This window comes from Faecalibacterium sp., from assembly GCF_052358865.1.
GTDB classification, from domain to species: domain Bacteria; phylum Bacillota; class Clostridia; order Oscillospirales; family Ruminococcaceae; genus Faecalibacterium; species Faecalibacterium butyricigenerans.
The window spans coordinates 1-25,236 of sequence record NZ_DAWCVJ010000010.1 but is presented as its reverse complement, the minus strand read 5'-3'; the positions used below and the strand labels follow the sequence as shown (position 1 = coordinate 25,236).

At 53.8% G+C, this 25,236-nt stretch carries 28 protein-coding genes and 4 pseudogenes; 16 read left to right on the top strand and 16 right to left on the bottom strand.

The genetic code is table 11. From position 1 onward, the window contains the following. Positions 1 to 28: 28 nt before the first annotated feature. Positions 29 to 202 (bottom strand): annotated as a pseudogene (locus ACT8X9_RS03230) (P-type ATPase); the annotation flags it as partial. On the opposite strand from ACT8X9_RS03230, the gene ACT8X9_RS03225 reads away from it, so the two are divergent. The 16 genes and pseudogenes from ACT8X9_RS03225 to ACT8X9_RS03150 all read left to right on the top strand — a co-directional run bounded on the left by ACT8X9_RS03225 (position 165) and on the right by ACT8X9_RS03150 (position 12,740). After that, complete coding sequence (locus tag ACT8X9_RS03225; RefSeq protein ID WP_444268130.1) at positions 165 to 470, top strand: hypothetical protein; 306 nt, start codon at positions 165 to 167, stop codon at positions 468 to 470. The pseudogene ACT8X9_RS03230 and the gene ACT8X9_RS03225 overlap by 38 nt on opposite strands. A 558-nt stretch (positions 471 to 1,028) precedes the next feature. Continuing rightward, entirely contained in the window at positions 1,029 to 1,277 is a 249-nt protein-coding gene (locus ACT8X9_RS03220) for a DUF6061 family protein (RefSeq protein WP_444268109.1), read from the top strand. Positions 1,278 to 1,479: 202 nt separating this feature from the next. Then, positions 1,480 to 2,058: a GntR family transcriptional regulator gene (locus ACT8X9_RS03215; RefSeq protein WP_444268108.1), complete on the top strand. Its 579-nt coding sequence runs from the start codon at positions 1,480 to 1,482 to the stop codon at positions 2,056 to 2,058. Beyond that, positions 2,036 to 2,680: a GntR family transcriptional regulator gene (locus ACT8X9_RS03210; protein WP_117553810.1), complete on the top strand. Its 645-nt coding sequence runs from the start codon at positions 2,036 to 2,038 to the stop codon at positions 2,678 to 2,680. The genes ACT8X9_RS03215 and ACT8X9_RS03210 overlap by 23 nt, the downstream gene beginning before the upstream one ends. A gap of 19 nt (positions 2,681 to 2,699) precedes the next feature. Beyond that, positions 2,700 to 3,320, top strand: a complete 621-nt coding sequence (locus tag ACT8X9_RS03205; RefSeq protein WP_444268106.1) for a DUF1847 domain-containing protein — start codon at positions 2,700 to 2,702, stop codon at positions 3,318 to 3,320. A gap of 383 nt (positions 3,321 to 3,703) precedes the next feature. Next, on the top strand, positions 3,704 to 3,844 hold the full coding sequence (locus ACT8X9_RS03200) for an FCD domain-containing protein (RefSeq protein ID WP_444268107.1): 141 nt from the start codon (positions 3,704 to 3,706) through the stop codon (positions 3,842 to 3,844). A 19-nt stretch (positions 3,845 to 3,863) separates the two neighbouring features. Further along, positions 3,864 to 4,484 (top strand): DUF1847 domain-containing protein, encoded by a 621-nt coding sequence (locus ACT8X9_RS03195; RefSeq protein ID WP_444268106.1) that lies wholly within the window; start codon positions 3,864 to 3,866, stop codon positions 4,482 to 4,484. Between the two features lie 426 nt (positions 4,485 to 4,910). After that, the gene (locus ACT8X9_RS03190; RefSeq protein WP_444268105.1) at positions 4,911 to 6,179 is read left to right on the top strand and encodes an SLC13 family permease; all 1,269 of its coding nucleotides are present in this window, start codon (positions 4,911 to 4,913) and stop codon (positions 6,177 to 6,179) included. A 74-nt stretch (positions 6,180 to 6,253) separates the two neighbouring features. Then, positions 6,254 to 7,153, top strand: a complete 900-nt coding sequence (gene ttdA / locus ACT8X9_RS03185) for a L(+)-tartrate dehydratase subunit alpha (protein WP_444268104.1) — start codon at positions 6,254 to 6,256, stop codon at positions 7,151 to 7,153. After that, a complete protein-coding gene (gene ttdB / locus ACT8X9_RS03180; protein WP_097793052.1) occupies positions 7,153 to 7,779 on the top strand; it encodes a L(+)-tartrate dehydratase subunit beta in 627 nt (208 codons plus the stop codon). The genes ttdA and ttdB overlap by 1 nt, the downstream gene beginning before the upstream one ends. A gap of 411 nt (positions 7,780 to 8,190) precedes the next feature. Next, a complete protein-coding gene (locus tag ACT8X9_RS03175; protein WP_207686026.1) occupies positions 8,191 to 9,465 on the top strand; it encodes an SLC13 family permease in 1,275 nt (424 codons plus the stop codon). Between the two features lie 404 nt (positions 9,466 to 9,869). Then, complete coding sequence (locus ACT8X9_RS03170; protein ID WP_444268103.1) at positions 9,870 to 10,262, top strand: hypothetical protein; 393 nt, start codon at positions 9,870 to 9,872, stop codon at positions 10,260 to 10,262. Positions 10,263 to 10,726: 464 nt separating this feature from the next. Then, positions 10,727 to 11,576, top strand: a pseudogene (locus ACT8X9_RS03165) (VapE domain-containing protein); the annotation flags it as partial. 211 nt (positions 11,577 to 11,787) lie between these two features. Then, positions 11,788 to 12,102 (top strand): helix-turn-helix domain-containing protein, encoded by a 315-nt coding sequence (locus ACT8X9_RS03160; RefSeq protein ID WP_371290891.1) that lies wholly within the window; start codon positions 11,788 to 11,790, stop codon positions 12,100 to 12,102. A gap of 12 nt (positions 12,103 to 12,114) precedes the next feature. After that, positions 12,115 to 12,567: a hypothetical protein gene (locus tag ACT8X9_RS03155; protein WP_444268102.1), complete on the top strand. Its 453-nt coding sequence runs from the start codon at positions 12,115 to 12,117 to the stop codon at positions 12,565 to 12,567. Continuing rightward, positions 12,558 to 12,740 (top strand): hypothetical protein, encoded by a 183-nt coding sequence (locus ACT8X9_RS03150; RefSeq protein WP_444268101.1) that lies wholly within the window; start codon positions 12,558 to 12,560, stop codon positions 12,738 to 12,740. Before ACT8X9_RS03155 ends, ACT8X9_RS03150 begins: the two co-directional genes overlap by 10 nt. Before the next feature lie 12 nt (positions 12,741 to 12,752). Here ACT8X9_RS03150 and ACT8X9_RS03145 read toward each other — a convergent pair. From ACT8X9_RS03145 to ACT8X9_RS03075, 15 genes and pseudogenes are all read right to left on the bottom strand, one after another. Continuing rightward, positions 12,753 to 14,219, bottom strand: a pseudogene (locus tag ACT8X9_RS03145) (recombinase family protein); the annotation flags it as partial. 45 nt (positions 14,220 to 14,264) lie between these two features. Next, positions 14,265 to 15,992: an ABC transporter ATP-binding protein gene (locus tag ACT8X9_RS03140; protein ID WP_444268100.1), complete on the bottom strand. Its 1,728-nt coding sequence runs from the start codon at positions 15,990 to 15,992 to the stop codon at positions 14,265 to 14,267. Positions 15,993 to 15,995: 3 nt separating this feature from the next. Next, positions 15,996 to 17,765 carry an ABC transporter ATP-binding protein gene (locus ACT8X9_RS03135; RefSeq protein ID WP_444268099.1) on the bottom strand — a complete coding sequence of 590 codons (1,770 nt, stop codon included), beginning with the start codon at positions 17,763 to 17,765 and terminating at the stop codon, positions 15,996 to 15,998. A 74-nt stretch (positions 17,766 to 17,839) separates the two neighbouring features. Continuing rightward, on the bottom strand, positions 17,840 to 18,616 hold the full coding sequence (locus ACT8X9_RS03130; RefSeq protein ID WP_444268098.1) for a hypothetical protein: 777 nt from the start codon (positions 18,614 to 18,616) through the stop codon (positions 17,840 to 17,842). 106 nt (positions 18,617 to 18,722) lie between these two features. Further along, entirely contained in the window at positions 18,723 to 19,679 is a 957-nt protein-coding gene (locus tag ACT8X9_RS03125; protein WP_444268097.1) for a helix-turn-helix domain-containing protein, read from the bottom strand. 51 nt (positions 19,680 to 19,730) lie between these two features. Then, complete coding sequence (locus ACT8X9_RS03120) at positions 19,731 to 20,213, bottom strand: DUF6796 family protein (RefSeq protein ID WP_444268096.1); 483 nt, start codon at positions 20,211 to 20,213, stop codon at positions 19,731 to 19,733. Positions 20,214 to 20,273: 60 nt separating this feature from the next. Next, positions 20,274 to 20,753 (bottom strand): hypothetical protein, encoded by a 480-nt coding sequence (locus tag ACT8X9_RS03115; RefSeq protein ID WP_444268095.1) that lies wholly within the window; start codon positions 20,751 to 20,753, stop codon positions 20,274 to 20,276. Positions 20,754 to 20,947: 194 nt separating this feature from the next. Next, on the bottom strand, positions 20,948 to 21,439 hold the full coding sequence (locus ACT8X9_RS03110; RefSeq protein WP_156067042.1) for a hypothetical protein: 492 nt from the start codon (positions 21,437 to 21,439) through the stop codon (positions 20,948 to 20,950). Beyond that, a complete protein-coding gene (locus ACT8X9_RS03105) occupies positions 21,436 to 21,660 on the bottom strand; it encodes a hypothetical protein (protein ID WP_444268094.1) in 225 nt (74 codons plus the stop codon). Before ACT8X9_RS03105 ends, ACT8X9_RS03110 begins: the two co-directional genes overlap by 4 nt. Then, positions 21,629 to 22,072, bottom strand: a complete 444-nt coding sequence (locus ACT8X9_RS03100; protein WP_444268093.1) for a hypothetical protein — start codon at positions 22,070 to 22,072, stop codon at positions 21,629 to 21,631. Before ACT8X9_RS03100 ends, ACT8X9_RS03105 begins: the two co-directional genes overlap by 32 nt. Positions 22,073 to 22,078: 6 nt before the next feature. Then, positions 22,079 to 22,861, bottom strand: a complete 783-nt coding sequence (locus ACT8X9_RS03095) for an alpha/beta fold hydrolase (RefSeq protein ID WP_444268092.1) — start codon at positions 22,859 to 22,861, stop codon at positions 22,079 to 22,081. Positions 22,862 to 22,881: 20 nt separating this feature from the next. Then, positions 22,882 to 23,484, bottom strand: a complete 603-nt coding sequence (locus ACT8X9_RS03090; RefSeq protein WP_444268091.1) for an L-2-amino-thiazoline-4-carboxylic acid hydrolase — start codon at positions 23,482 to 23,484, stop codon at positions 22,882 to 22,884. Between the two features lie 6 nt (positions 23,485 to 23,490). After that, a complete protein-coding gene (locus ACT8X9_RS03085; RefSeq protein WP_444268090.1) occupies positions 23,491 to 24,123 on the bottom strand; it encodes an L-2-amino-thiazoline-4-carboxylic acid hydrolase in 633 nt (210 codons plus the stop codon). Beyond that, on the bottom strand, positions 24,120 to 25,046 hold the full coding sequence (locus tag ACT8X9_RS03080; protein ID WP_444268089.1) for a ketopantoate reductase family protein: 927 nt from the start codon (positions 25,044 to 25,046) through the stop codon (positions 24,120 to 24,122). Before ACT8X9_RS03080 ends, ACT8X9_RS03085 begins: the two co-directional genes overlap by 4 nt. Next, a pseudogene (locus tag ACT8X9_RS03075) lies at positions 25,043 to 25,236 on the bottom strand (class I SAM-dependent methyltransferase); the annotation flags it as partial. The pseudogene ACT8X9_RS03075 and the gene ACT8X9_RS03080, both read right to left, overlap by 4 nt.

Sequence of the window (25,236 nt, the reverse complement as noted above, 5' to 3'; positions counted from 1 at the left end):
GCATGAACAGTATACAGGAAAGGGCGGCATAGCGGTTGGCACTGCCCTCTGCCTTGGCCACAAGAACGCATTCGCCCTCTTCCACCACTGTTCCGGCGTAGACGGTGGCACCGGTGGTCTTGCATACTGGCATAGATTCTCCGGTGAGGGCGGCTTGTTTCACCATGGCTTCGCTCTCCAGTACCATGCCGTCCAGCGGTATCGGCAGCATGGAGATGCAAAAACTCAAGCCCTACCACATGGAGAACCTCTACACGACCCTGAGCAAAACGCCCTGCGGTTCGTATATCGAGGGAAAAAAGCAGGAACTGACCAAAAAGCAGAAGCAGCGGTTTCTTTCCGGCACGACCAGCCCGCAGGCTGTGCCCGCCGCAGGCGAACCGACCATCTCCATGACGGCTCTGCTGGAACTTCTGAAGAATGCAGACCCCGAAGTAAAGGCGCAGCTCCGTCTGGCTCTGTTGACTTGATGCAAAATTTACCACGCATTTCAAAGTAATTCCAGCCCATGCAGAGGATTCCTATGAAAACACCAACCGTGCAAAAACCGTGCGTTGACCGTGCAGACCCCGATTTTTCGGGGTTACATAACAAAAAAGAACGCCGAATCTTACGATTTGACGTTAAATATCCAGTACACCTCCAGGGACTCGAACCCTGGGCCCACTGATTAAGAGAAACCAACGTGCAACAATCGTCAATTTTCAGAATTGCGTAGATTCGTCGTTTTTATCGTTTTGCCGTAAATTTGTGTTTTGCATCTGCTGCACCCTTTGCACCTGTTATTCCCTCTTGCATCCGTTATCCAGCCGTTCCGGTGTGCAAAAATGTGCAGAGCCAAAATCAGCCCCTTAAACAGGCATTGAGTTTTTATGCAAAGCCGGGAAACCGGTCAGGTTCGAGCCCAAAACAGCAGCTGAAATCTTGCCTGTTCAGACTAAGCATCAAATGTACGTCAACAACTACGATTCATGGCAGGGATTTGGACAATCGAACAGACACTACTTTATATAGAAAGAGGTTTCCTTATGAACAAACTGCTTTCCTGCCGCTACAACATGGACACCAACCGGGTGGAAGCTCGGTTCGAGGGTGGCACTACCCTTGCCATCGACTGCATCGCCGTGGAGGACGAATACGGCAACACCCCGGCACAACGGGCAGAACTGGACTGGCTGCTGTACAATAAGCCGCTGGAGTATGCACAGCTTGTGCTGGATGGGGAGATTGAGCACTACCTGTCACTTGGCTGTGACCATGGAAGAATGGAAGATTGATTGACAAGGTTACATAACAGCTAACACAGCTTGCATTTGCCCTGCAATTTTTCAGAATGGAACGCTCCAAGGGCATCCGGTCTATATCCGGCAGATTTTTCATAAGGAATCTGCCGAGTATTTTTGTTTGTCATAAAGGAAGTCTTGCTTTTTATTGTAAAATTGGATACAATATAAAAAAGACATTTGCACGGAGGACTCTATGGAATATATCGGCATCCAGAAGAAAAACGGCGGTGTGGTGGAAGCCCTGCAGCAGGCCATTTTATCTGGGCAGATCCCGGCGGGCACTGAAATGACCCAGAACGAACTGGCAGAGAGTCTCGGTGTCTCTCGGATGCCGGTGCGGGAGGCCTTGATGATCCTTGAATATCAGGGTCTTATCATCCGCCTGCCCAACAACCATGTAAAAGCTGCTGATTTGAACGAAGATGCCCTGCGCCAAATTCTGGCATTGGGGGCTCAGTTGGAACGGCAGGCCATGCGTACGCTGCCGCAGGATGCGATGTTGGCAGGCGGCGAGATGCTGCAGCACCGTACCCTGCGGACCGTCCTGCCCTATCCGCTGCACCGCAAGCTGCTGGAGAGCATTCAGGAGACCTACATTGCCTTTGCCGTGAGCGCACGTCCTGCGCCGGTGAACGACCGGCTGTCCCGCCTGCTGATGCTGGACCGTCAGGGTTCCCCTGATGTGCTGGATGCATGGAACACCTATGAAGAAGAACTGCTGCATCTGATTTTAACGATAAGGAGTCAATATGCTGGGACTGAAACCCATTAAGCTGCTGCCCGCCCGCGAGCGGGTAGCTTCCGCTTTGCGGAAAGCCATTATCTCAAAAAGCATCCCGGAGGGCGCAGAACTCACGCTGGAAAACACCGCACAGGAACTGGGCGTGTCGGTCACGCCGGTGCGGGAGGCCTTTCAGATCCTTGCCCGTGACGGTCTGCTGGAAGTCAAGCAAAACAAGTGTGCCATTGTGCTGGGCGTGACGGAAAAAACGATTCGGGAGCACTACCAGCTGCGCGCTGCGCTGGAAGGCACCGCCTGTATGCTCTGCTGCCAGAACAATGCCGACCTGTCCAAAATCAAAAACTGCGTGGATACTGCAGAGGAGGCTCTTTCTCATCAGCAGGCCGGAAATTATACTGACTACAACCAGTCCTTCCATTTTGAGATCTGGGAAGCTTCCGGCAATGAAAAAATGCGCAATCTTCTCTCGGAGCTGTGGAACGGTCTGTCCGTTGGTGTGGAAATGAGCGAGTTGGACTATGCCCTCAACTCCCAGAGCGAGCATAAAAAGATCTATGCGGCGCTGGAAGCACGGGATGCGCTGGCCGCACGGGCTGAAATGGAAAAACACATCTACCGCAGTATGGACGATGCGCTGACCTATTATTTATAAGATTAGGGAGGACAAGACAGTGTATACCTGTGCGAACTGTACGGTTCTGGCCTGCGCCAACAACGCGCCGGAAAAGATGCCCAGAAACTGCCCTATGCGGAATGCTTCGGTGATGGAGGCCGCCCGCGCCGGCTATGATCTGCCTGAGAATCACGATTTCTACGTCAACTGTTCGGCCATTGAGGGGCTGGGCTACTGTCAATGGCCCCGCCTGAAGGAGACGGTGGAGTTCTGCAAGCGGATGGGCTACCACAAGCTGGGTCTTGCATTCTGCAAAGGTCTGCGGAAAGAAGCCCGCATCGTGGCCGACCTGCTCCGTGCGCAGGGGTTTGAGGTGGTGTCGGTCATCTGCAAGACCGGTGGCATCTCCAAGGAAGAAGTGGGCATCCCAGAAGAGGTCAAGATCCACCCCGGCGAATTTGAGGCCATGTGCAACCCCATCGCACAGGCAAAGCTTCTGAACGAACAGCACACCGATTTCAACATTGAGGTCGGACTTTGTGTGGGACACGACTCGATGTTTTATAAGTATTCGGACGCCATGGTCACAACGCTGGTTGCCAAGGATCGCGTTCTGGCGCATAATCCCTGCGGTGCCATTTACTGTGCCGAGGGATATTTCAAAAAGCGGCTGGAATAAAAGAAGGAAAAAACGTGCGATCTCCATCTGCTTTGGAGATCGCACGTTTTTTTGCAGAAAGCGGTAGCGTGGGGTCTTCTTGTATCCTACTGTTTGTCTGGCGTGCACAAAAATTGGTACACAATCCGTGCAATGCGACAAAACTCGAAAAAAGGGATTGACAAATCTCTGTTTCGGGTGTATTCTCGCGTCGTCAAGTGGATACATTATCACGGATTAGATATAAAAATTTTAAAAAGACGCTGCCGAGATTCCCGGAATTCTAAGGTTCCGGGCAGATCCTTCCAGAACGAAAAAGGGCTGTGAGGGCACAGCACGGCGGCAAAGACTCTGCACAACGAGGTGCAGCTGGGGCGTTCCGAAAGTCAGGGCTGTTTTGCTCTTTGGACTATGCCCTCAACTCCCAGAGCGAGCATAAAAAGATCTATGCAGCGCTGGAAGCACGGGATGCGCTGGCCGCACGGGCTGAAATGGAAAAGCACATCCTGCGCAGCATGGACGATGCGCTGACCTATTATTTATAAGATCAAGGAGGACAAGACAATGTATACCTGTGCGAACTGTACGGTTCTGGCCTGCGCCAACAACGCGCCGGAAAAGATGCCCAGAAACTGCCCTATGCGGAATGCTTCGGTGATGGAGGCCGCCCGCGCCGGCTATGATCTGCCTGAGAATCACGATTTCTACGTCAACTGTTCGGCCATTGAGGGGCTGGGCTACTGTCAATGGCCCCGCCTGAAGGAGACGGTGGAGTTCTGCAAGCGGATGGGCTACCACAAGCTGGGTCTTGCATTCTGCAAAGGTCTGCGGAAAGAAGCCCGCATCGTGGCCGACCTGCTCCGTGCGCAGGGGTTTGAGGTGGTGTCGGTCATCTGCAAGACCGGTGGCATCTCCAAGGAAGAAGTGGGCATCCCAGAAGAGGTCAAGATCCACCCCGGCGAATTTGAGGCCATGTGCAACCCCATCGCACAGGCAAAGCTTCTGAACGAACAGCACACCGATTTCAACATTGAGGTCGGACTTTGTGTGGGACACGACTCGATGTTTTATAAGTATTCGGACGCCATGGTCACAACGCTGGTTGCCAAGGATCGCGTTCTGGCGCATAATCCCTGCGGTGCCATTTACTGTGCCGAGGGATATTTCAAAAAGCGGCTGGAATAAAAGAAGGAAAAAACGTGCGATCTCCATCTGCTTTGGAGATCGCACGTTTTTTTGCAGAAAGCGGTAGCGTGGGGTCTTCTTGTATCCTACTGTTTGTCTGGCGTGCACAAAAATTGGTACACAATCCGTGCAATGCGACAAAACTCGAAAAAAGGGATTGACAAATCTCTGTTTCGGGTGTATTCTCGTGTCGTCAAGTGGATACATTATCACAGATTAGATATAAAAATTTAAAAAGACGCTGCCGAGACTCTCGGAATTCTAAGGTTCCGGGCAGATCCTTCCAGAACAAAGAAGGGCTGTGAGGGCACAGCACGGTGGCAAAGACTCTGCACAATGAGGTGCAGCTGGGGCGTTCCGAAAGTCAGGGCTGTTTTGCTCTGATAAAATGGATACATTATATTTCATCAAAGGAGGACCCCCAGTATGTCAGCAGCAACCATCACCCTACTCTTTCTTCTCTTCGCGGTCGTCATGTTCGTGTTTGAGAAGATCCCCCTCGGCGTAACGTCCATGATCGTCTGTATCGGTCTGGTCGTCACCGGCGTTCTGGACATCAAGACTGCTTTTGCAGGCTTCATCGACAGCAACGTCATCCTCTTTGTCGCCATGTTCATCGTCGGCGGTGCCCTGTTTGAAACAGGTATGGCCAACAAGATCGGCGGCATTGTTACCCACTTTGCCAGATCCGAACGCAGCCTCATCGTGGCTATCATGGTCATCGTTGGCCTGATGAGCGGTGTGCTCTCCAACACCGGCACCGCCGCCGTCCTGATCCCCGTGGTCATCGGCATTGCGGCAAAGTCCGGCTATGCCCGCTCCAAGCTGTTGATGCCGCTGGTATTTGCAGCGGCCATGGGCGGCAACCTTTCCCTCATCGGCGCACCGGGCAACCTCATCGCCCAGAGCGCTCTGGGTGAGATCGGGATGTCCTTCGGCTTCTTCGAGTACGCCATCGTGGGCCTGCCCATCCTCGCCGCCGGCATCCTCTTCTACGCCACCCTTGGCATGAAGCTGCTGCCCAACCACCCCGTCTCCGATGATGACTCCTTCAGCGGCGAGCAGGACTTCAGCAATGTTCCCAAGTGGAAACAGGTGCTCTCCCTCGTTATCCTCGTGCTCACCCTGTTGGGCATGATTTTTGAAAAGCAGATCGGCATCAAACTCTGCATCACCGGCTGTATCGGTGCGCTGGCTCTGATCCTCACCGGTGTCATCTCCGAGAAAGACGCCCTGAAGTCCATCGACCTCAAGACCATCTTCCTCTTCGGCGGCACACTGTCTCTGGCCTCTGCACTGGATAAGACCGGGGCAGGCGCAGAGATCGCAAACATCGTCATTGGTGCTCTGGGCGAGAATCCCTCTCCCTACGTCCTGACTCTGGTGGTCTTCCTGCTCTGCTGCGTCATGACCAACTTCATGTCCAACACCGCAACCACCGCTCTGATGGTCCCCATCTGCCTGAGCATCGCACAGGGCATGGGTGCCGACCCCCGCGCAGTCCTGATGGCTTGTGTCATCGGCGGCTCCTGCGCTTACGCAACGCCCATCGGTATGCCCGCCAACACAATGGTGGTTTCTGCCGGCGGTTACACCTTCAAGGATTATGCCAAGGCTGGCCTGCCCCTCATCCTCATCGCAACGGTTGTCAGCATGGTGATCCTTCCCATCGCATTTCCGTTCTTCCCGCAGTAATACGGGCAGAGCGTTGAATAAGTGAAGCAAACACACAAATGTACCAAAGCCAAATCATTCAAGGAGGAAATGGAATGAACAAACAGGAACAGGTGCAGCAGATGACGACCTATATGGCCAACTTTGTGAGCCATATCGCCAAGGTGCTGCCGGACGACATCATTGCCAAGCTCGATGAGCTGGGCGCACAGGAGGACGCACCGCTGTCCAAGGTCATTTATGAGACCATGAAGCGGAACCAGAAGCTGGCCAAGGAGCTGAACCGTCCCAGCTGCCAGGATACCGGTGTGCTGCAGTTCTGGGTAAAGTGCGGTGTGAACTTCCCCCTCATCGGCGAGGTGGAGGGTCTGCTGAAGGAGGCTGTGGTCAAGTCCACCTTCGAAGCACCCCTGCGCCACAACAGCGTTGAAACCTTCGATGAGTTCAACACCGGCCGCAACGTCGGCAAAGGCACTCCCACCGTGTGGTGGGATATCATCCCGAACAGCGACAAGTGTGAGATCTACGCTTATATGGCAGGCGGCGGCTGCACCCTGCCGGGCAAGGCCATGGTTCTGATGCCCGGTGCAGGTTACGAAGGTGTGACTAAGTTCGTCATGGATGTCATGACCAGCTACGGCATCAATGCCTGCCCTCCGCTGCTGGTGGGCGTGGGCGTTGCCACCTCTGTTGAGACCGCCGCTCTGCTGTCCAAGAAGGCTCTGATGCGTCCTCTGGGCAGCCACAACGAGAACGAGCGCGCAGCCTATATGGAGAAGCTGCTGGAGGACGGCATCAACTCCATCGGCCTTGGCCCTCAGGGCATGGGCGGCAAGTACTCCGTCATGGGCGTGCACATTGAGAACACTGCCCGCCATCCTTCTGCCATTGGCGTTGCCGTCAACGTGGGCTGCTGGAGCCATCGCCGCGGCCACATCATTTTTGATAAAGACCTGAACTACACCATTGATACTCATTCGGGGGTGACTTTGTAATGCTGACCATTAAAGACGGAAAGAAGATCCTTACTACTCCGGTTTCCGCAGAGGACCTGAAGGACATCCATATCGGTGATGTCGTTTACCTGAACGGCGACCTGACCACCTGCCGTGACGTGGCGCACCGCCGCCTCGTGGAAGAGGGCCGCCCGCTGCCTGTGGACGTCAAGGACGCAGCCATCTTCCACGCCGGCCCCATCATCCGCCCGCTGGAGAACGACAAGTTCGAGATGGTGTCTGTGGGCCCCACCACCTCCATGCGCATGGAGAAGTTCGAGTATGAGTTCGTGCAGAAGTCCGGTGTCCGCGTCATCGTGGGCAAGGGCGGCATGGGCCCCAACACCGAGCGCGCCTGCAAGGAGTTCGGTGCCATCCACTGTGTCTTCCCTGCCGGTAACGCCGTTGTGGCTGCCACCGAGGTGGAGGAGATCGTCGAGGCCCAGTGGCGTGACCTCGGTATGCCGGAAACTCTGTGGCACTGCCACGTTAACGAGTTTGGCCCCCTGATCGTTTCCATCGACGCTGAGGGCCGCAACCTGTTCGAAGAGAACAAGGTCATCTTCAATGAGCGCAAGGAAAAGGCCATCGAAGAGATCTGCAAGCACGTTGGCTTTATTAAGTAATCCGGATATCCTCTCAGCGGGGGACAGACTTCACTCATTATTTCCTTTCATACGATTCTCCTAAATCGTTTTTCTTACCCTAAGTTTCTTGCTCAGCTTAATTTGCCACGTATTTGTTCTCCGCAATTTGCCCCGGAACCCTTTTCCGCGCAAAGGGTTCCGGGGCGTTATTTGTTCCTGGAAGGAAATGCAGACAAAGAAGATCTTGGCCGTTCTTTTTGTTCTACACACCTTATATAAAGCTCCTTTGGAAAATTGTATTTTTCGACAAAAGTATAACAAATCCCTTGACAAGCGTGGTCTTTCGGTGTATTCTTTTCTTGTTTATTGGATACATTATCAAATATAAACATTCAAGTGCCACTGCTTTGCATCTGCAAGGTGGAAGTAATCCACAGGAGGACAACCCAAATGAGCCCATTGGAGATCACACTGGTCATCCTGCTTGTAACGATCATCGCCTTTGTATCCGGTAAAGTCCCGTTCTCGGTCATTTCTACCGGCATCATTCTGGCGCTGATCCTCACCGGCATCAAGACCCCTGCCGAGGCCTTTGGCGGCTTCATCAACACGAATGTGGTCATGTTCGTAGCCATGTTCGTCATCGGTGCAGGGCTGACCAAAACGCCCCTGATTGACAAAGCCCAGAGTCTGGTCATCCGCTACAAGGACAATATGCGGATGCTGATCTTTCTTTCCTGCGTGGCAGGTGCGTTTCTGGGCGCCATCACCAGTGCCACCGCAACTGCCGCTATCATGATCCCGCTGCTGGTAGGCATTGCGAACGACATCGGCGTGAGCCGCAGCAAGCTGCTGTATCCTTCTATGGCCTGTGCCAACATTGCCACCCAGATGACCTTTCTCGGTCAGGGTGCTTCCAACATGGCATGGAACGATGTCATGATGCAGGCCGGCGCACCGACACCGCTGCACATCTGGGATTTCACCATTGCGCGCATCCCGATGCTGACCATTGCCATCCTGTACATGACCTTTGTTGGCTATAAGCTGATGCCGGATATTCCCAACGAGCAGTTTTCAGATGCAGCACATACGGCTTCTGAGAGCGAAAAACTCAGCCCCTTCAAGCGCAAACTGGCTGTCCTGATCGTTCTGGTCTCCATTGCAATGATGCTGCTGGAAAATGTCATTGGTGTCAAGATGTATCTCACTTCCTGCATCGGCGCTGCCGCTCTGGTGCTGACGGGTGTGCTGACCGAGAAGGAAGCCCTCAACTCCATCCACCAGCCGACCATTTTCCTGTTTGCCGGTGTGCTGGCTCTGTCGGACGCCATCCAGACCACCGGTGCAGGCGATGTGGTGGCAGACTGGATGATCCGCCTGCTGGGCGATACTACCAATCCGTACATCATTATGCTGGTGTTCTTCCTTGTTCCCTTCATTCTGACACAGGTCATGTCCAATCTGGCTACCCTGACCATCTTCATCCCACTGGTCACTTCCGCCTGTATCCGCATGGGCGTAGACCCCCGTGCTGCCGTGGTCGGCGTGATCACAGCCAGCTGTGTGTCCATCATGACCCCCATGGCAGCTCCCTGCCAGATCATGATCATCGAGCCGGGTGGATACACCTTGAAGGATTATCTCAAGTGTGGTACCCCGCTGGCGCTCATCCTCATTGTCGTGTCCGTATTTTTCCTGCCGACACTTTATCCTTTTGCCTGATTCTATTTTCCCACCGCAGTAGTATCCGCAAACTGCTATAATATAACATATTTACTTAGAGTTCCAGCTCGGCTCCCGAAGGAGCCGGAGCAAGTTTTTGACTTTCTTATCGCTACATAGCAAACCCGAACCAAGGTCATCCCGGAAGGGATGGTCAGGTTCAGGTTGTTGTGTGGCGATTTTTTATTACCAAATCAGCAACGAACCTTGAAAACCGCATGACCGTCTGCATGGGATACCCGGCGATGACCCCGCAAGGGAGAGCCGGAAAACGCCGCCGGAAGGGGGCAGGAAATCCATGCAGGGAGAACGGCTAAACGTTGATTCCTCAGTTACCAGAAAACAATGTGGTCAAATTGACCACATTGTTTTTCTGTAACGCCAGTGAAAGGAGGGTCATCTCCATGTATATGACAAACGAAGAATGGGAGCAGAACAATCAGGATTATTTGAAAGAATCGTATGAGGAAACGGGTTTTACCACCGGAGGATACGCTATCCGCAAACTCATCTGCGGCGGCTGCGGTCGGGTGTTCTACACCACCATCTACACCAAGAAATACTGTCATAGCTACTGGTGCGGCAATCAGGCCAATAATCGGCGGCAGCGAGAGTATCGCCAAATGCGCCGTCAGGATTTGGTCTGCCAGTGCTGCGGTGAAAAATTCACACCCAAACGTGCAGATGCCCGCTATTGCAGCAATGCCTGTCGGCAAAAAGACTATCGAAAACGTGTTACAGATGCTGCAAGTGCTCAAAATGAGCACTTGGTTAAGCGTAACGCATCTGCCAAATGAAACCCAGTTCCTCACGAATGAGGGAACGGAAATTTATCGACCTGTTACGGAAAACCAAGTGGTCAAAATGAGCACATCGTTTTTCCGTAACGCCTCAAGGCCTGTTGAAAATCAGGTTGCCAAGATGACAACCTGATTCTGACCGTAACAGAATCAGTGGGTCAAAATGGCCCACTGAAAAAGCCGGACGAGCTGTTTTTCTGGACAGCTTGCCCGGAGCAAGAGTGCAGAGGTGCGGGTCGCCAGTGGCGACCTCAAAAGGCCGCAGGCATTTTGAAGCACCGACCGAGCCGACAGGCGAGACCGCAGCCCTTTGAAGGGAGTCAAGGGGGAACGCCTTGCCCAGTGATATGATGCTGTGCGTCATATCCTACTGGGTATTATCTGGCGCAAAATGACGGCAGATCCAGCAGCTTCGCTGCTGCGTTCTCCCCCGCCAAACTGATGAAACGGAGGGATGTCTATGTAAATTTGAAACCATGCTCTGTCTGGTGGGCGGGCAAGGTGCGGGGAAGTCCACCTTCTTCCGACTGCTGGCGGTCAAGGATGAGTGGTTCTCGGATGACCTGCGGCGGCTGGACGATGACAACGTGTACCGCAAGCTGCAAGGTCACTGGATCATCGAAATGTCGGAGATGATCGCCACCGCCAACGCCAAGAGCATCGAGGAGATCAAGAGCTTTCTCAGCAAGCAGAAGGAGACCTATAAAGTCCCCTACGAGACCCATCCTGCCGACCGTCTGCGCCAGTGCGTCTTTGCTGGCACGACCAACCGGCAGGATTTTTTGCCCCGTGACCGCACGGGCAACCGCCGCTTTATTCCCGTCCCTGTGGATGCGGAACTGGCCGAAGTTCACATTCTGGACAATGAAGCTGAATCCCGTGCTTATATCGACCAGCTTCGGGCAGAAGCCATGACTATCTACAACAGCGGGGACTATAAGCTGGCGTTCAGCCCTGCCATGCAGGAAACGCTGCAAGGACTTCATGCAGGAGGATGCACAGGCGGGCATGATCTACGCCTTTCTGGAGGACTACGCAGGTGACCGGGTGTGTTCCAAGCAGCTCTATGCGGAGACACTGGGCAACACCAACATCCCGGCAGAGTGGGAGACCCGCGCTATCTGCGAGATCATGAACACAGGCATTTCGCGCGGCGACATCCAAGGCTGGCAGGCTCACAAGACCGCCAAGCGTTACCCGAAGTACGGCGTTCAGAAAGGCTGGGAACGCGTAACCAGCCCCGAAACCGGGGCTGAAGATTTCTCCGAAATAACGGATGCGGAAGCCAAGCAGCTGGGCTTTCCCTTCTGATGGACAGCGGTTACACGGTCAGTTACAGGTTTGGTTACGCTGCAGTTACAGCGCAAAAACCTCATGATTGCTGCGTTTTCCGCTTTCTGTAACCATGTAACCTTAAAAAGATAAGAAAAAGTATAAAGTCCACCGAATGTCCTGCGTACAGAAAAAAAAGTTTTCCTGCCCGGTTACAGGCGTTCGGTTACAAGGAATTGGAGGTCTGCCTATGAATATGAATCGGCCCGACATGACCGAAGGTGTGAAATATAAAGATTATACGAATAAATCCTTGCAAATGGACTCGAACCCGGTTACAATGAAAGCGTCCAAAACCCCTGCCATTGGATCTTCTGACCAGACCAAAGCAGCCAAGCACGAACCTCTTGTTTACCGGGTGGAGGAGATTGCCCAACTTTTGGCGATCTCTCCCCGTGCGGCGTACAACCTGTGCAACACCACGAAGGATTTCCGGGTGCTGCGCATCGGCACCAGCATCCGGGTGAACAAGCAGAGTTTCGACAACTGGTTTGCGGCGGTCTGAGGGAGGTAATCTATGGCATCTATTCTGAAGCGCGGAGATTCCTACTCCGTCCGTTACAAGTACAAAGACCATTCCGGCAAGCCCTGCGAGGGATGGGAAAGTTTCAAGACCAGGAAGGAGGCGCAGGAGCGAAAGATCACGGTCGAGAAAGAACTGCTGGACGGCACATTCCTCGTCCCCGACACCATGACGGTGGAGAAGATGTTGTACAAATGGATCCCGATCCAGTCCACAAAGCACAAGTGGTCCCCTAAGACCTACACCCAGTCCGTGGCGATGGTGCAAAACCTTATCGTGCCGTATATCGGGAAGCGGAAAGTGCAGGAGCTGCGCACCTACGACATTGAGAAGTTCTATGCCACCCTTGCCAAGACCCCCTGCGGGCAGTATGTGCACGGTGTGAAGCAAAAGCTTTCCGAATGGACACCTACGCCCACACACAGGACAAGCCCCGGTTGGAGCTGACCGAGAAGATCGAAGCAAATTTTTATTCCCAAGACCTGGCCCCGGCAGCACCCCAGCCCCGGCAAAATGAAAAGCCGGTGGCAACAAAAATCTCTGGTAAGGAGATCCTTGAAGCCATCCGGCTGATGGACGCAGACGAACGCAGAGAATTGACGAGAGCCTTGTTCGCCTAAAATTTCTTCTTTTTATGCAAAGGAAAGCAGGCTGTGCAAACCTTGCGCAGAAAAGCCCCTGATTCGGGCAAATGTGCAAACGGTGTGCAGAAAGTGTGCAGCTGCTTTCTTATATAAAGAAAGAACGCCAAATCTTACGACTTGACGTTCAATATCTGGTGCACCTCGCGCACTCATATCCGAACTTTTCTCCGCTTTCACAGCTTCCCCGAAAGCGACCGTTTCTGTACCTTCCTTATAGTTAAAGGTAATAAGCACCTTATCATCATAGAGATAGATGGCATTGATGAAAGTATCCACCAGTGCCTGCCGCTGCTCCGGCTGGGTCATATCCAGCTTACGGAAACGGAGCAGCCAGAACCGGACGAACTCTTCTTTCATCTTCGGCTTGGCCAGCCGTTCCTCTGCAATGCGGGCTTGCAGTTCCTTCCTCTGCTCTTCCAGAGCTTCCAGCCGCTCCTTGGTGGAGCTAGTCAGAATGCCCATCTGGATAGCGTTCAGCATATTGGTGATGCCGACTTCCGTTTCCTTCAACTGCTTTTCATAGATGGGCAAATCCGTGCTTTCCTGATTTTGCAATTCCATGACTTTGGCAATGATGGCATTCATGGAAGCGTCATCTTCCACCAGCTTCATGGTTTCGTTGACCACCAGATCTTCCAGCCACTGTTTCCGCACGGCCTTTTTATCGCAGGTCTTTTTCTTCTTGGCAGCGGCACACTTGTAGTAGGTATACATTTTCCCGGTGTGGCTGACACCGCTTTCTCCGAACATCAGTGCACCGCACTTGCCGCAGTACAGCTTGGTGGTGAGCAGATAGCTTTCCTCTGCCTTATGACGGGCAGGGGCTTTTTTGTTTTTCGCCAGCTTTTCCTGCACCTTGTTGAACAGCTCTTCCGATACCAATGCCGGGATTGCATTGGGCTGTACCACATCCCGCAAACGCAATTCGCCGATGTACCGGCGATTACTCAGCATCCGCTGAATCGTATTGTAGGACATCTCCCCGCCCATCGAATTTTTGATGTTGTGTGCCTTTAACCAATCCCGCAGGTCAGTCATGGTCGCACCGTCCACATACTTCTGGAACATCTGCTCCACATACGGAGCCAACAACGGGTCGGGCTGGTAATGCCGGGTCTCATCGATCATGTAGCCGAACGGAATCGTGCCGCCATTATAAATGCCCTTGAGAGCGTTCTCGGTCATGCCGCGCACGACCTTTTCAGACAGGTCAGCCGAGTAGTATTCGGCGTAGCCTTCCAGCACCGATTCCAGAATAATGCCCTCCGGGCCAGCCGAAATGACTTCCGTTGCCGATACCAGTTTCACGCCGTTTCGCTTCAGCTGAGTCTTGTACCGGGCACTGTCGTAGCGGTTTCGGGCAAAGCGGTCGAGCTTCCAGACAATGATGATGTCAAAGATGCCACGCTCACTGTCCTTGATCATCTGCTGGAACTGCGGGCGATTATCCGTTTTTTAACCGAATGCAATACTTTTTCCAAATAAAAGCCGCCCTCATTCTCAGATCGTCCAGTTTTGGCTTGCCGACTGCAGATCCACCATGTGGGTGTACAGTCCCTTCCGGGCGTACAGCTCTGCCGGGCTGCCCTGCTCGGCCACGATGCCACCCGACAGCACCACCACCTGATCCGCACCGGCTACGGTACGCATCCGGTGAGCGATGATGAGAACGGTCTTGTTTTTGATGAGCCGGGATAGAGCCTCCTGAATGGCAGTTTCATTTTCCACATCCAAGCTGGCGGTGGCCTCATCCAGCAGGATGATGGGCGCATCTTTCAGGAAGGCGCGGGCGATGGAAATGCGCTGACGCTCACCGCCGGAAAGAGCGCAGCCATTCTCGCCGATATTGGTGTTCCACTTGTCCGGCAGCTTCTCGGCAAATTCCTCGCAGTTTGCCAGCTTTGCCGCCGTAAGGACCTCCTCGTCGGTGGCACCTTTGCGCCCCAGACGGATGTTTTCGAGGATTGTGTTGTCAAACAGGGTCACATCCTGAAAGACGATGGAATACAGGCTCATGAGTTTTTCCGGGTCGATTCGGGAGACATCCATGCCGCCCACGGTGATACTGCCCTTCTGGTAATCCCAGAACCGTGCTGCCAGCCGGGAAACAGTGGTCTTGCCGCCGCCGGAGGGGCCCACCAGCGCCGTAACCTCCCCCTGCTTTGCGGCAAAGGAGACATCCCGCAGCACCGCTTCACCGGAGTTATAGGCAAAGCCCACATGGTCGAACACGATATCGCAGCCCTGATTGGTCAGCTGCTCGCTGCCGGTCTGCAGGGGAGCGTCCAGAATCTCATTCATCCGCCCCACATTGGTACGCATGGCGATGACCGCCGCCAGATTCTGCAAAGCCCCCTGCATGGGGTCGTACATCCGGGATGCCGCCATCAGGAACAGAAACAGGGTCAGTACGTCGATGCTGCCCTGCACCAGCAGCACCGAACCGGTGAGCGCCACCGAGGCAATACCCAGCTTGAGCACCATGCCGGCGGAGGACACAAACAGCGCTGTTTCCAGTTCTGCCACAATAGACTGCTTTTCCACTGCCCGAATTTTGCCGGAAAGGCCAGACAGATACCGCTGCTCCGCATTGCTGGCTTTCAGGTCTCGGAGGGTCTCGATGTACTCCTGAATGCCGTCCGCACAGGCCATTTTCGCAGCCATGGTCCTAGCCTGCACCTTGTCCTGCACCCGATAGCTGCCCACCACGATGGCAGCGGATACCGGAATGACCCACAGAGCCGCCAGTGCCATCCGCCACTCAAAGGCAAATAGGCTCAGGGCAATGAGTACCGTGGAGATGAGGGAGCCGAACAGACCGGGGATGAAGTGGGAGCAGTCCTTTTCCAGTACCTCGCAATCTGCCATGATGGTGCTGGTCAGGTCGGCAAGGTCTCGCTTGCCGAAAAAGGACAGAGGCAGCTTCCGCAGCCGCTCCGCAAGGGTCAGGCGGCGGGTGCCGCTCTCTTTATAAGTGGTAAAATAGGTGCCGTTGTACTGGAACCATGTGGTCAGTAAAATCAGTGCAAAGCAAGCAACGCATCCCAGCAGATAAAAGGTACTTCTCTCGCTCGTAGAACCTGCCAGCAGGTCTTTTACCAGAAGATACAGCAGCCCGGTGGGCAGCATGAACGCCATGTTCTGGAACGCACAGGCCAGAACGCCCTTTACAAGCCCCTTTGCGCCCTCCGGGGAGCTGGCTGTGGCGTGTTGAATTTTTTCGATCATTCCTTACCCCTCCTTTGCGACCTTCCACTGCACCGAAGCCTGATACTCCTGCCACATCCGGGCAAACAGGCCGTTCTGCGCGCACAGTGCGTCCTTTGTGCCGGATTCCACAATCTGCCCATCCTGCACCACATAGATGCAGTCGGCGTTGGCGACGGTGGACAGGCGGTGTGCGATCATCAGCACCGTTTTGCCCTTGGCAAGCTGTGCAAAGGCTGCCTGCACCTTAGCTTCGTTATCCGGGTCAGCAAAGGCGGTGGCCTCGTCCAGGATCAGGATGGGGGCATTTTTCAGCATGGCACGGGCAATAGCGATGCGCTGCTGCTCGCCGCCGGAAAGATACACGCCCTTGGTGCCGATGACCGTATGGATGCCCGCCGGGAACTTCTCCACGATATCCATGCACTGTGCAGCTTTCAGTGCTGCCAGCACCTCGGCTTCGGTGGCCTGCGGCCTACCCAGACGGACGTTGTCCAGAATGCTGCCCTTGAGCAGGCGGCTATTCTGGAACACAAAGGAGATGGTGTCCATCAACTCTTCCTTTGGGATATCCCGCACATCCGCTCCGCCCACCCGGACGCTGCCGCTCTGCACATCAAAGAACCGGCAGACAATGTTTGCCAGCGTGGATTTGCCGCCGCCGGAGGGGCCTACAAAAGCCACGGTCTGCCCCGGCTGAATCTCCAGCGAAACACCCTTGATGACCTCGGTTTTTCCGTCATAGCTGAAATGCACATCCTGCAACGTGACAGAGGAATCCTTCGGGTACTGCGGAACAGCCTGCACCTGCATGGGCGCCGTCTCCAGCACCGAGTCGATGCGTGCCAGCGCATCCGCCACCACCATCTTGTTCTCACTCATGTACATTATACGGGTCAGGGTCAGGGAGATCACCGGCGTGATGATGATATAGAACAGCAGGTTCAGCAGAAACTCCGGGGTGACGCCGTGGGTCGTGAACAGCAGCCCGCCCGCGATCAAAAAGGCGAACACGCCGTTGACGGCGGCGGTGTAGAACATCATGGGTAGGCGCAGGTCTTTGGTGTAGGAGATAACCCACTTTTCATACTCATCAATGGTGGTCTTGAACTTTTTGAAGGAAAATACCGACTGCCCGAAGGTCTTGACCACCGGGATACCCCGGACGTATTCCACTGCCTCGTTGGACATAGCCTCCAAGGCGTTGCCGTACTGCCGCATTTTTTCAGCCATCCGCTTGCCAGTCATGGTCGTCATAATGAGAAAAGCCAGCACCACCGGCGCAAGGCTCAGCAGACCCAGCCGCCAGTCGAACGCCAGCAGCAGCACCAGCAGCCCCACCGGGGTGGCGATGGCGTTGTACTGGTCGGGCAACTGGTGGGCCAGATAGGTCTCGGCGGCTCCGGTGCTCTCGTGGATGATCTTACGCAGCTTGCCGCTGCCGAAAGTCTCCGTAAAGCCCAGCGGCAGTGTGGCAAGGTGTTCGGAAACCTCCAGCCGCAGATTGGTCGCCACTCGGAACGCCGACAGATGGGAGCACATCAGTGCCGCAATGTAAATGAGGTAAGCCAGCACCGCAAACAGCACTGCCATCCAGCCGTAATGGGGGATGTTCACCGCCTGCGCATAGTCCGGCGCGGCGTTCAACACATCTCGCAGGATCTTCCAGATGTACACAAAAGGCACCAGCGCCACCAGCGCACTGACCGCAGACAGCACCCACGAAGCGTAGGTGAAATATCGGTAGTTCCCGGCGTAGCCCATCAGCCGGGAAAGATCGGACTGTTTTTTCACGGAAAGACCTCCTTCAAATAATTTTTATGCAAAAATGTGCCGTGGCGTTTTTGCTCCACAGCACATTCTGCGTATTAACCTGCTAGATTTTCAGTACAGAACAGCTCAATGCAGTTGTCGATCATAGTCTGGTCGCAATCCGTAGAAATGCCAGATGCCACCCAGTAAGCATATTCGCCTGCATCGTACTGGCTCAGAGCTTCTGCATCCGAACCATAGCGAAACTCAATGTGGTAGGTTTCCGCACTGGTGTCTGGCGCGAGGAAAAAGTAGGTGAACTCGCCGGAATCGGCATCATCACTTTCAAACTCATACAGTCCATGCACAGGCTCCATGCCAATGTAGTGATAGGTATGGGAGAACAGCACATTGCCGTCCTTATCGGTGCCGGAAATGGTAGAAGTTTCACCATCGAAGGTCAAGGTCGCAAGGCTATTGGTAAAGCCGCAGAAATAGGCTCCGCCGCCGTTGGCATAGGCCTCGACGGCATCCTCGCCGTAGACATCGCTCGTAACCATTGAAGAGAGCTTTTCAAAGGCAGCTTCCGCATTTTCCTCTCCCACAAGGGCGGTACAATCATCCAGCCATGTCTGCTTATATTCGTCCGCCAGAATCACCGGCCACAGTTCCTGATAGCTGCCCGTTAGGTCGTTCAGCAACTGTGCAGCGGCAGCTTCGTTTTCATCCACAGCAGAAGAGGCGGTCTCTTCTACGGAAGAAACAGTGCTTTCTGCGGCAGAACTTGCAGAAACGGGAACAGAGCTCGCCGTGCCGCTGCTGCAGCCAACCAGAAGAGAAGCAGACAGAGCTAGCACAGCAGCTGCACTCAGAATTCTTTTCATCAAACGCATTATCAATTTCCTCCACAAAATCAGAATATCGGCGTTAGTTTCAACTAATCGCGATACTGATTTTACTGGAACCGGACTTTCTGCGCAAGAACCAAATCGACAGAATCTATCCAATCGGACGCATCTTCCGATACTCCGTAGGCGTCATGCCGGCTGCTTCCCGAAATGCAGAAGAAAACTTATTCGGATTTTCGTACCCGACCCGATGGGCGATTTCAGCAACCGTGCAATCGGTTTCGAGTAGTAGTTTCTGTGCCAGCTGCAGCCGGTACTCTTTCTGATACGCATAGACCGAGCTTCCGTAAATGCCTTTGAAACAGCTTTTTAATGCCGTAGGCGAAAGGCCGACCTCCTGTGCAAGCTGTTCGATTGTACGGCGAACTGTCAGTTCCTGCGTGAGAAGAGCCGCAGCCTGCTTCACACACTCCACCTGATGCTGATTGAAATACTCTGTCTGCTGCACATCTTCCCTGTTTTTCAGCCGGGTCAGAATATGCAGCAACTCCAGCACTTTCAGCCGAAGATAGCCGGTGTCCGGCACAGAATGCGCTGTGTAAAGCTCTGAAAAAATATGGGCAATGGTCGGTTCTGACCGCAGGATACAGCAGCGGTTTTCCGTGCAGATGTACCGCCGTATGACATCAAGGTCTACGCCGTACCATTCCATTTGTTTCCGCATTTCCGGCGAAATCGCATCCAGATCCAGTAGGATGGTGATGCCGTGGTAGTGCCGCAGCGGAAAGCAGGAGGACGACTTTTTGCGCGCTGCTGCACAGACGGCAAAGTCCCCTGCCGCCAGATAGCAGCAGCTATTTGCCCCAAAACTGCACTCGTAACGCCCCACGCGGCAGTGGTTGATCTCGATCACATTCCGCGCTGGTGCGGGAGTCTCGTCAAAGGAAACAAGATGCATATCGTTGTAGTACAGTTCTGCCCCCGAAAACAGTGGACAGATGGTCATACTCCCGCTCCCCGTTCCGTTGGAGAACACGACGGTGCGGGGCATCGCCGTGGAAGCAGTTTGCTCCGGGGGAAAATCAAAAAATGATTTATACATAGCCATTCTCTTTTCCTGAAGATTCGATTTTTCTTACTGATTCGCAGACGTGAACTGTCAAATTCCATTTCTCTGCAAAAATGTTTCCATCAAATCAAGATACCGTTCCGCCTGAACAATGAAGCTCACATGACCGCCCGGAACCGTGCGGATCTCTGCTCCGATCCGCGGCCCCAGATAGGTGGCAAACCATGCCATGGTGGCCACCCATGTATGGATAGTCAGAGCGATCGCAACGGTGAATATCCCACACAGAAACTGGACATATTTGATTTTTCTGCATTTTTCATCGATGTCCGCGTTGAATGCTTTTATCACAAAGTAATAGAGAAAGCCGCCGACCGCTCCCAGCCCAACGGTAAGCACAGGCTTCCACAGCCCGTAGGAGCCGGACAGATAATAGGCTCTGTTGAAAAGACCAGTGTCCGTTTCCCGAAGCGGAATGCAGCCCAGCAGCCAGTCCCCGGCAGCCATAAATCCGCATCCGACTGCGCCAAGAATGCACCAGCGAATCAGCTTTTTCGGTTTCTCCGTCTTCATCTTTTTTGTCTCCGATTGCAGTTCATGACTCTGCTTTTCATTTGGGCAATTTCCAACTTCTTAGAAAATCAAATGGACAATACCGCCGACAATTGCCGCTCCCGCAACCCAGATCAGCGCCAGTATGCTTCGCTTTTTCAGCACCTGCCTCCAGGTCTGCACGAACGGCGCATCTTCAAGCCCTGGCAGCACCCAAAACTGGCTGTGCCCGACCCATAGCTTGTCGATTACAACGCCGTCATAGATATTCATGACCTCAAGAAACAGCAGCGCCTGCCAATAGGCCTCACCAAAGGAGGAAGCCCCGTTCCATAAGCCGATGATCAGCACAAGAGCAGCAAGCATCACGATAAAGAACGGTATCATAAAGCATTTTCGTTTCCGGTTCATCGTATTGCGGTCGATCAGTCCCAGTTCGATGGTGCGATCCTGCACCTCCTTGGGATAAAAGTACAGTCCATTGACAGCACCGCCGATCACAGCGATTTTTACCATTGCGGTAAACAGCAGACAATAAAGCAGCAGTTGCAGTACGATCATTGTTTTTCTCCTCTCAGTCTGCGTGCGAATCGGGCATCTGGCATCATCGCTGTATATCGGACACCCTGTTTCCCCGCCTGCTGAAGCTACTGGATATGGGCTTCTGTTGTTTTTCTTTTTTCATGCAGGACTTTTTTTATCACACGCATAGAAAATCTCTGCCTCCAAAAATTTATTGCTCCTGTCACACGTCCTCAAAGCAGTGCGCAAAGCCACGCTGCCACAGCGGAGGCGGGGATGTAGATCACAAAGTGCCGGATATGTGTTCGCTTGTTATAGCCGAACATATGCGGACCGACCACGCCCTTCAGCTCCGGATAGAAATGCGGAAAGAAATTGGAGTGACACAGCAGCACCCAGTCAAAGAAAATGATGTCGTAGATCTCCATGGCGTAGAGCACGGCGAGAAACCGCACAAAGAAGTCCAGGAAGCCGAAGCCGTTTCTGACGCCGTCCCATACGCTTAGTGCCGCCGCAGCGAGAAAAAGCAGGATGGCAATGATCTCAATCACCCAGCCGATACTATGTGCGCCGGGAAATCGTTCCTTTGTATCGGGGATTGCGTCCAGATTTTCCTTTGGTGCGGATGAGAAAAAACGCTTGTCCTGAATGAAACCCACCCCGCCGTATAAAACAAGAAAGTATGCCAGAAATACCATGAGCGTTACAAGAACCGTGATTTTCATTTTGATGTTGATGCCTCCGTACTGACAGACTGCTGCTTTTCCGCGTCCGGTTTTTTGATCAGGTCATACAGCTTTCCAAATTCGCCGATGTCCCGCACTCCGGCAAGTTCCATGCCCAGATGGACATATTTGTCGCACTTGCTTTTTGCATCCGTTTCCAGGATCACCGGCACGCCCAGCCGGTCGCCCTCAGCAAAGGCAAGGTCCAGCACCTTTCGCATATAGCCCTGCCCCTGATACTGTTCCCGCACACAGACAAGTCCAACGAAAATGTAGGGTTTCTTTTCCTTGTCCATGCGGTCTTGCAGGGAAGCCCCGCTTGATGGCAATACCAAATTGCAAAAGGCGCTTCAGGGTGGAGTTGTGCAGCATTCCGCAGGCGATGGGCCACATCGTCTTGAGTCCCATCTTCTCCTTTGGCAGCTTGTAGGCGATATATCCCTCGCCCCGCTCGCTGGTGGTGTGCAGAAAGCCGCCCCGCAGCACCCCGCGCACATAAGCGCAGATATAGTTTGCCGTGGCTTCTTTCCCGGAAAAGGCAGCGGACATTCCTGTTTCCTCTTCATAGTCATAATAGCCGAAGGCATGGCCGATATCACGGATGGATTTCTCGTCTAATGTTGTAACTTTCATTGTATTTCACTTTCCTGATCCTTCAGCACATCTCTCTGTCCCGCCATCCGTCAGAAAGTGCTCCATCTCCGACACAAGCAGTGCCGGATGATTGATGATCTCGCCATGGCCGAAACCGGGGAAACAGCGGACGATCAGGCTCGGATATGCCGTCCGCAGCCGCTGGATGGCCTTTTTCATGTGTCCTTCTTTTTCTCCGTACCAACAGGCGACCTTTGCATCGGGCTGTACCAAAAAGTCCGTTCGATAGAGATAAAGTCCTGCCTCCCAAGTGGCTCGGACGGATTCAAAGCTGATATGATCCGGGATACGGCGGAGCATAGTCTGCATTCCCTGCTCCGTCTGCCCCATAAAGCGCAGCGCCCATGCAGGCATGTACTTTTCGTGTGCCGTTCGATATTGCATTTGCGGCATGACCTTCAAAATCAGTCGATTCAGCACTCCGAAATCCAGATACTCCGGCCCGCTGAGTATCATCCGATCGATCTGAACGGCTGGGGAAGCCTTCAGAAAAACAGCCGGTCCGCAGCCCAGCGACTCTGCAAAAAGCAGATCCAACTGTCCGTCAAGTTCTTTCTCAATATAACCGGCCAACTTGTCCGCCCGATTCTGGGCGATCGTGTAGGTTGTTTTGCCTGTTCCGTCAAAGCCATCGAAGCTGACGGCATACACGCAGAATTTCCTTTCCAGCAGCGGGATCAAATCCTCAAACTGCTGCCAGCACATAAGATTTCCGTGCAGCAGCATCATGGTCTTTCCCTCTATATTGCCGAATCGTTTGATTTCCATACCAATCTGCCTCCCCGCTATTATCTGACCTTCATGCAAAAATCGCAGCGGTCATTTCCACGCCCCAGCGTCATGGTTCTCTCCCAGATCAGCTTCGGATGCAGCCCGGTATAGCTGATGTCATCGCTGTCGCAAAAGCTGCGACACAGCTCTGGGCAGCCGTATTCTGTGCAGGTGTCGTGATAGGGACACTTCATCATATCCACACGCCAGACGCCGTTACCGGTCTGCAGTTCTTTTGGGGCAAAGCCCGCCGCCGGGCCGAAAACGCTCCGGGTGGATTTGACGAAAACGCCGGGAACAAGGCGGTAAAGCCCCGGTATGTGCAGCAGGGCGGCAAGCTGTTTGTGGCTCGTTCTCGCCAAGTGCTCCACATAGCCGTGAACGGTTTGCAGTGCCTCCTCTTTCGGCATGACCCGCTGCAAGGTCTCGTAGGCCGCAATGCCCGGCAATATCTGCCGCTTGAGGTGGTATTGCTTTTCCTTGCTTGCACCCGCATTTTCAGCCAGCAGCGCACTCAGGCGCATATCGAAAGCGGTGTTCAGTTCCTTTGCCTGCGCGGGAAAGCGCAGTGCCGCAGTCTCCCGGAAATCACGGGAAAGATAGGTTTCCTTCCTCTTCATCGTCCGTTACCCTTTCTTTTTGTACCCGCAGTCGCAGTAGGGTCCGCCGGAGGCGAGAGTGTACTGCCGCACAAAATCAGTCGCGCCGCCCGACTCGCTCATGGTGTAGTCCAGACGGCACAGCGCGGGAGTGAGGTCATATAGCCCCAGCTTTTTCATCAGCACACAGATGCCGCATTTGGTGAAGCGTCCCTCGTAGCCGCTGCCGTCGGGATATTCGTAAAACTCCATGTTCCACGAATATGGGTTACGGTCGGCGGCTTTCAAGGTGGCGGTCGCCTTCATGCCGGAAATATCTTTGGGGGTAAACTTGTTTTTTCCGCTCTTGCGGCAAAACCATTTCATCGGCTTTGTCATCATGGATTTTGCATAATACTCCGTCAGCCGCTCCACATCCGGACGCTCCGGCATGGAGAGAATAAACGCACCGATCATCGCGCAGTTGACGAGGTTCATCTTGAACCGGTCGCCTTTTTCAAATTCGGGCAGCTCGGAGATGATCTCCCTGTATTTCGGCTTTGCTTTTTTCGTGATGGCTTTTGCCGTATTCGTACCGTAGCCGAACACCGCTGTCAGCTGGTTTCGGAAGGACGGCGCAAACAGCGTCCACATGCCGAAAGGCATTCCGGCATACTTCATTGCAGATACCTCCCGGCTTCCGTTTCCAGTGCATGCCATACCGGGTAGGCTGCGCCATGTTCATCGAAAAATTTCTTGAGGTCCCGGTTCAGCGCGCTCATTTCGTCGATGGCGTTCATAGCATGGTCGGAGGCGCAGAGCTTGCCCAGCGAAGTGGCACACATCAGCTTGAAAAAGCGCAGGCATGTCTTGCGGTACTTTTCCCCTTCAAAGTCCGCATCCTCCTTGGGCAGAATGGCGTGCCCGGCATTTCTGATGGCGCGGTATCCCTCGATGTTGGCATCCAGCACACGGTTCAGGTACGCGGTATCTCCCCTGAGCTTTTTCAGGTCGCCGTCTGTCTTATAGCAGGCGAAGGCCGCAGGCATCACAAACGCGGCATGGCAGAGCAGATAGTCCTCCATGTTCGGCTCGTAAACGACCTTATATTTTGTGCCGTGGAAGATGCGCCCGATCAGCTGTTTATTGGAGATTGCACCCGGCAGCTGTCCGATGGTGATCTTCTTCAGGTCGATGGAGACCACCCGGTCAGCCTCCCGATGCCCGGCAGAAAGCGCAAAGGCAAACAGGACGTTCTTTTCCGGCAGTGCCGCCGCCAATGCTTTTGTCTGTACGTTGTTGCCCACAACTACGATGTTTTTCGTCCGATTCGCCCGCAGCGTGTCCAGAGCGGAATCCAGCTGTGTATAACGCAGGACCACAAAGATCACATCGTACTTTGCATCCGGCGCAAGCTCCGTCACCACCGGAATGCGGCTGACCGAAGTGCAAAGCGAAAACTTATCCTTGATCCGCAGGCCGTTCCGCCTGATCTCCGCTGCCCAGTTTCCTCGCGCAAGCAGGGTGACATCCTTTCCGGCGCGCAGCAGATTTCTTGCCAGATTGCACCCCAGAACGCCTGCACCATATACCAGAATTTTCATTTCTTGCCTCCAAATCCGATCTTCACGATCTGCATTTTCATCCCGTTGTCCCCGACCTTGGCGAGAAACCGGAAAAAGCCGCTGACAGAAGGATCTTTCAAATCGTTGTACCCCAGCATATAGCCCCGGCTGGATACTTGCAAACGGCTGTCCCATGGGGAAAGCTCGCTTTTCGCATCCGAAACCGCGA

Bases quoted from the DNA above. Each gene is read 5' to 3' on its own strand.
- ACT8X9_RS03085 (WP_444268090.1), bottom strand. From the start codon at position 24,123: ATGAAGTATGCCGGAATGCCTTTCGGCATGTGGACGCTGTTTGCGCCG.
- ACT8X9_RS03115 (WP_444268095.1), bottom strand. From the start codon at position 20,753: ATGATCGTACTGCAACTGCTGCTTTATTGTCTGCTGTTTACCGCAATG.
- ACT8X9_RS03125 (WP_444268097.1), bottom strand. From the start codon at position 19,679: ATGGCTATGTATAAATCATTTTTTGATTTTCCCCCGGAGCAAACTGCT.
- ACT8X9_RS03170 (WP_444268103.1), top strand. From the start codon at position 9,870: ATGTATATGACAAACGAAGAATGGGAGCAGAACAATCAGGATTATTTG.
- ACT8X9_RS03140 (WP_444268100.1), bottom strand. From the start codon at position 15,992: ATGATCGAAAAAATTCAACACGCCACAGCCAGCTCCCCGGAGGGCGCA.
- ttdB (WP_097793052.1), top strand. From the start codon at position 7,153: ATGCTGACCATTAAAGACGGAAAGAAGATCCTTACTACTCCGGTTTCC.
- ACT8X9_RS03220 (WP_444268109.1), top strand. From the start codon at position 1,029: ATGAACAAACTGCTTTCCTGCCGCTACAACATGGACACCAACCGGGTG.
- ACT8X9_RS03160 (WP_371290891.1), top strand. From the start codon at position 11,788: ATGAATATGAATCGGCCCGACATGACCGAAGGTGTGAAATATAAAGAT.
- ACT8X9_RS03110 (WP_156067042.1), bottom strand. From the start codon at position 21,439: ATGAAAATCACGGTTCTTGTAACGCTCATGGTATTTCTGGCATACTTT.
- ACT8X9_RS03080 (WP_444268089.1), bottom strand. From the start codon at position 25,046: ATGAAAATTCTGGTATATGGTGCAGGCGTTCTGGGGTGCAATCTGGCA.
- ACT8X9_RS03190 (WP_444268105.1), top strand. From the start codon at position 4,911: ATGTCAGCAGCAACCATCACCCTACTCTTTCTTCTCTTCGCGGTCGTC.
- ACT8X9_RS03130 (WP_444268098.1), bottom strand. From the start codon at position 18,616: ATGCGTTTGATGAAAAGAATTCTGAGTGCAGCTGCTGTGCTAGCTCTG.
- ACT8X9_RS03175 (WP_207686026.1), top strand. From the start codon at position 8,191: ATGAGCCCATTGGAGATCACACTGGTCATCCTGCTTGTAACGATCATC.
- ACT8X9_RS03100 (WP_444268093.1), bottom strand. From the start codon at position 22,072: ATGAAAGTTACAACATTAGACGAGAAATCCATCCGTGATATCGGCCAT.
- ACT8X9_RS03090 (WP_444268091.1), bottom strand. From the start codon at position 23,484: ATGAAGAGGAAGGAAACCTATCTTTCCCGTGATTTCCGGGAGACTGCG.
- ACT8X9_RS03095 (WP_444268092.1), bottom strand. From the start codon at position 22,861: ATGGAAATCAAACGATTCGGCAATATAGAGGGAAAGACCATGATGCTG.
- ACT8X9_RS03105 (WP_444268094.1), bottom strand. From the start codon at position 21,660: ATGCGAAAGGTGCTGGACCTTGCCTTTGCTGAGGGCGACCGGCTGGGC.
- ACT8X9_RS03195 (WP_444268106.1), top strand. From the start codon at position 3,864: ATGTATACCTGTGCGAACTGTACGGTTCTGGCCTGCGCCAACAACGCG.
- ACT8X9_RS03155 (WP_444268102.1), top strand. From the start codon at position 12,115: ATGGCATCTATTCTGAAGCGCGGAGATTCCTACTCCGTCCGTTACAAG.
- ACT8X9_RS03210 (WP_117553810.1), top strand. From the start codon at position 2,036: ATGCTGGGACTGAAACCCATTAAGCTGCTGCCCGCCCGCGAGCGGGTA.
- ACT8X9_RS03215 (WP_444268108.1), top strand. From the start codon at position 1,480: ATGGAATATATCGGCATCCAGAAGAAAAACGGCGGTGTGGTGGAAGCC.
- ACT8X9_RS03225 (WP_444268130.1), top strand. From the start codon at position 165: ATGGCTTCGCTCTCCAGTACCATGCCGTCCAGCGGTATCGGCAGCATG.
- ACT8X9_RS03120 (WP_444268096.1), bottom strand. From the start codon at position 20,213: ATGAAGACGGAGAAACCGAAAAAGCTGATTCGCTGGTGCATTCTTGGC.
- ttdA (WP_444268104.1), top strand. From the start codon at position 6,254: ATGAACAAACAGGAACAGGTGCAGCAGATGACGACCTATATGGCCAAC.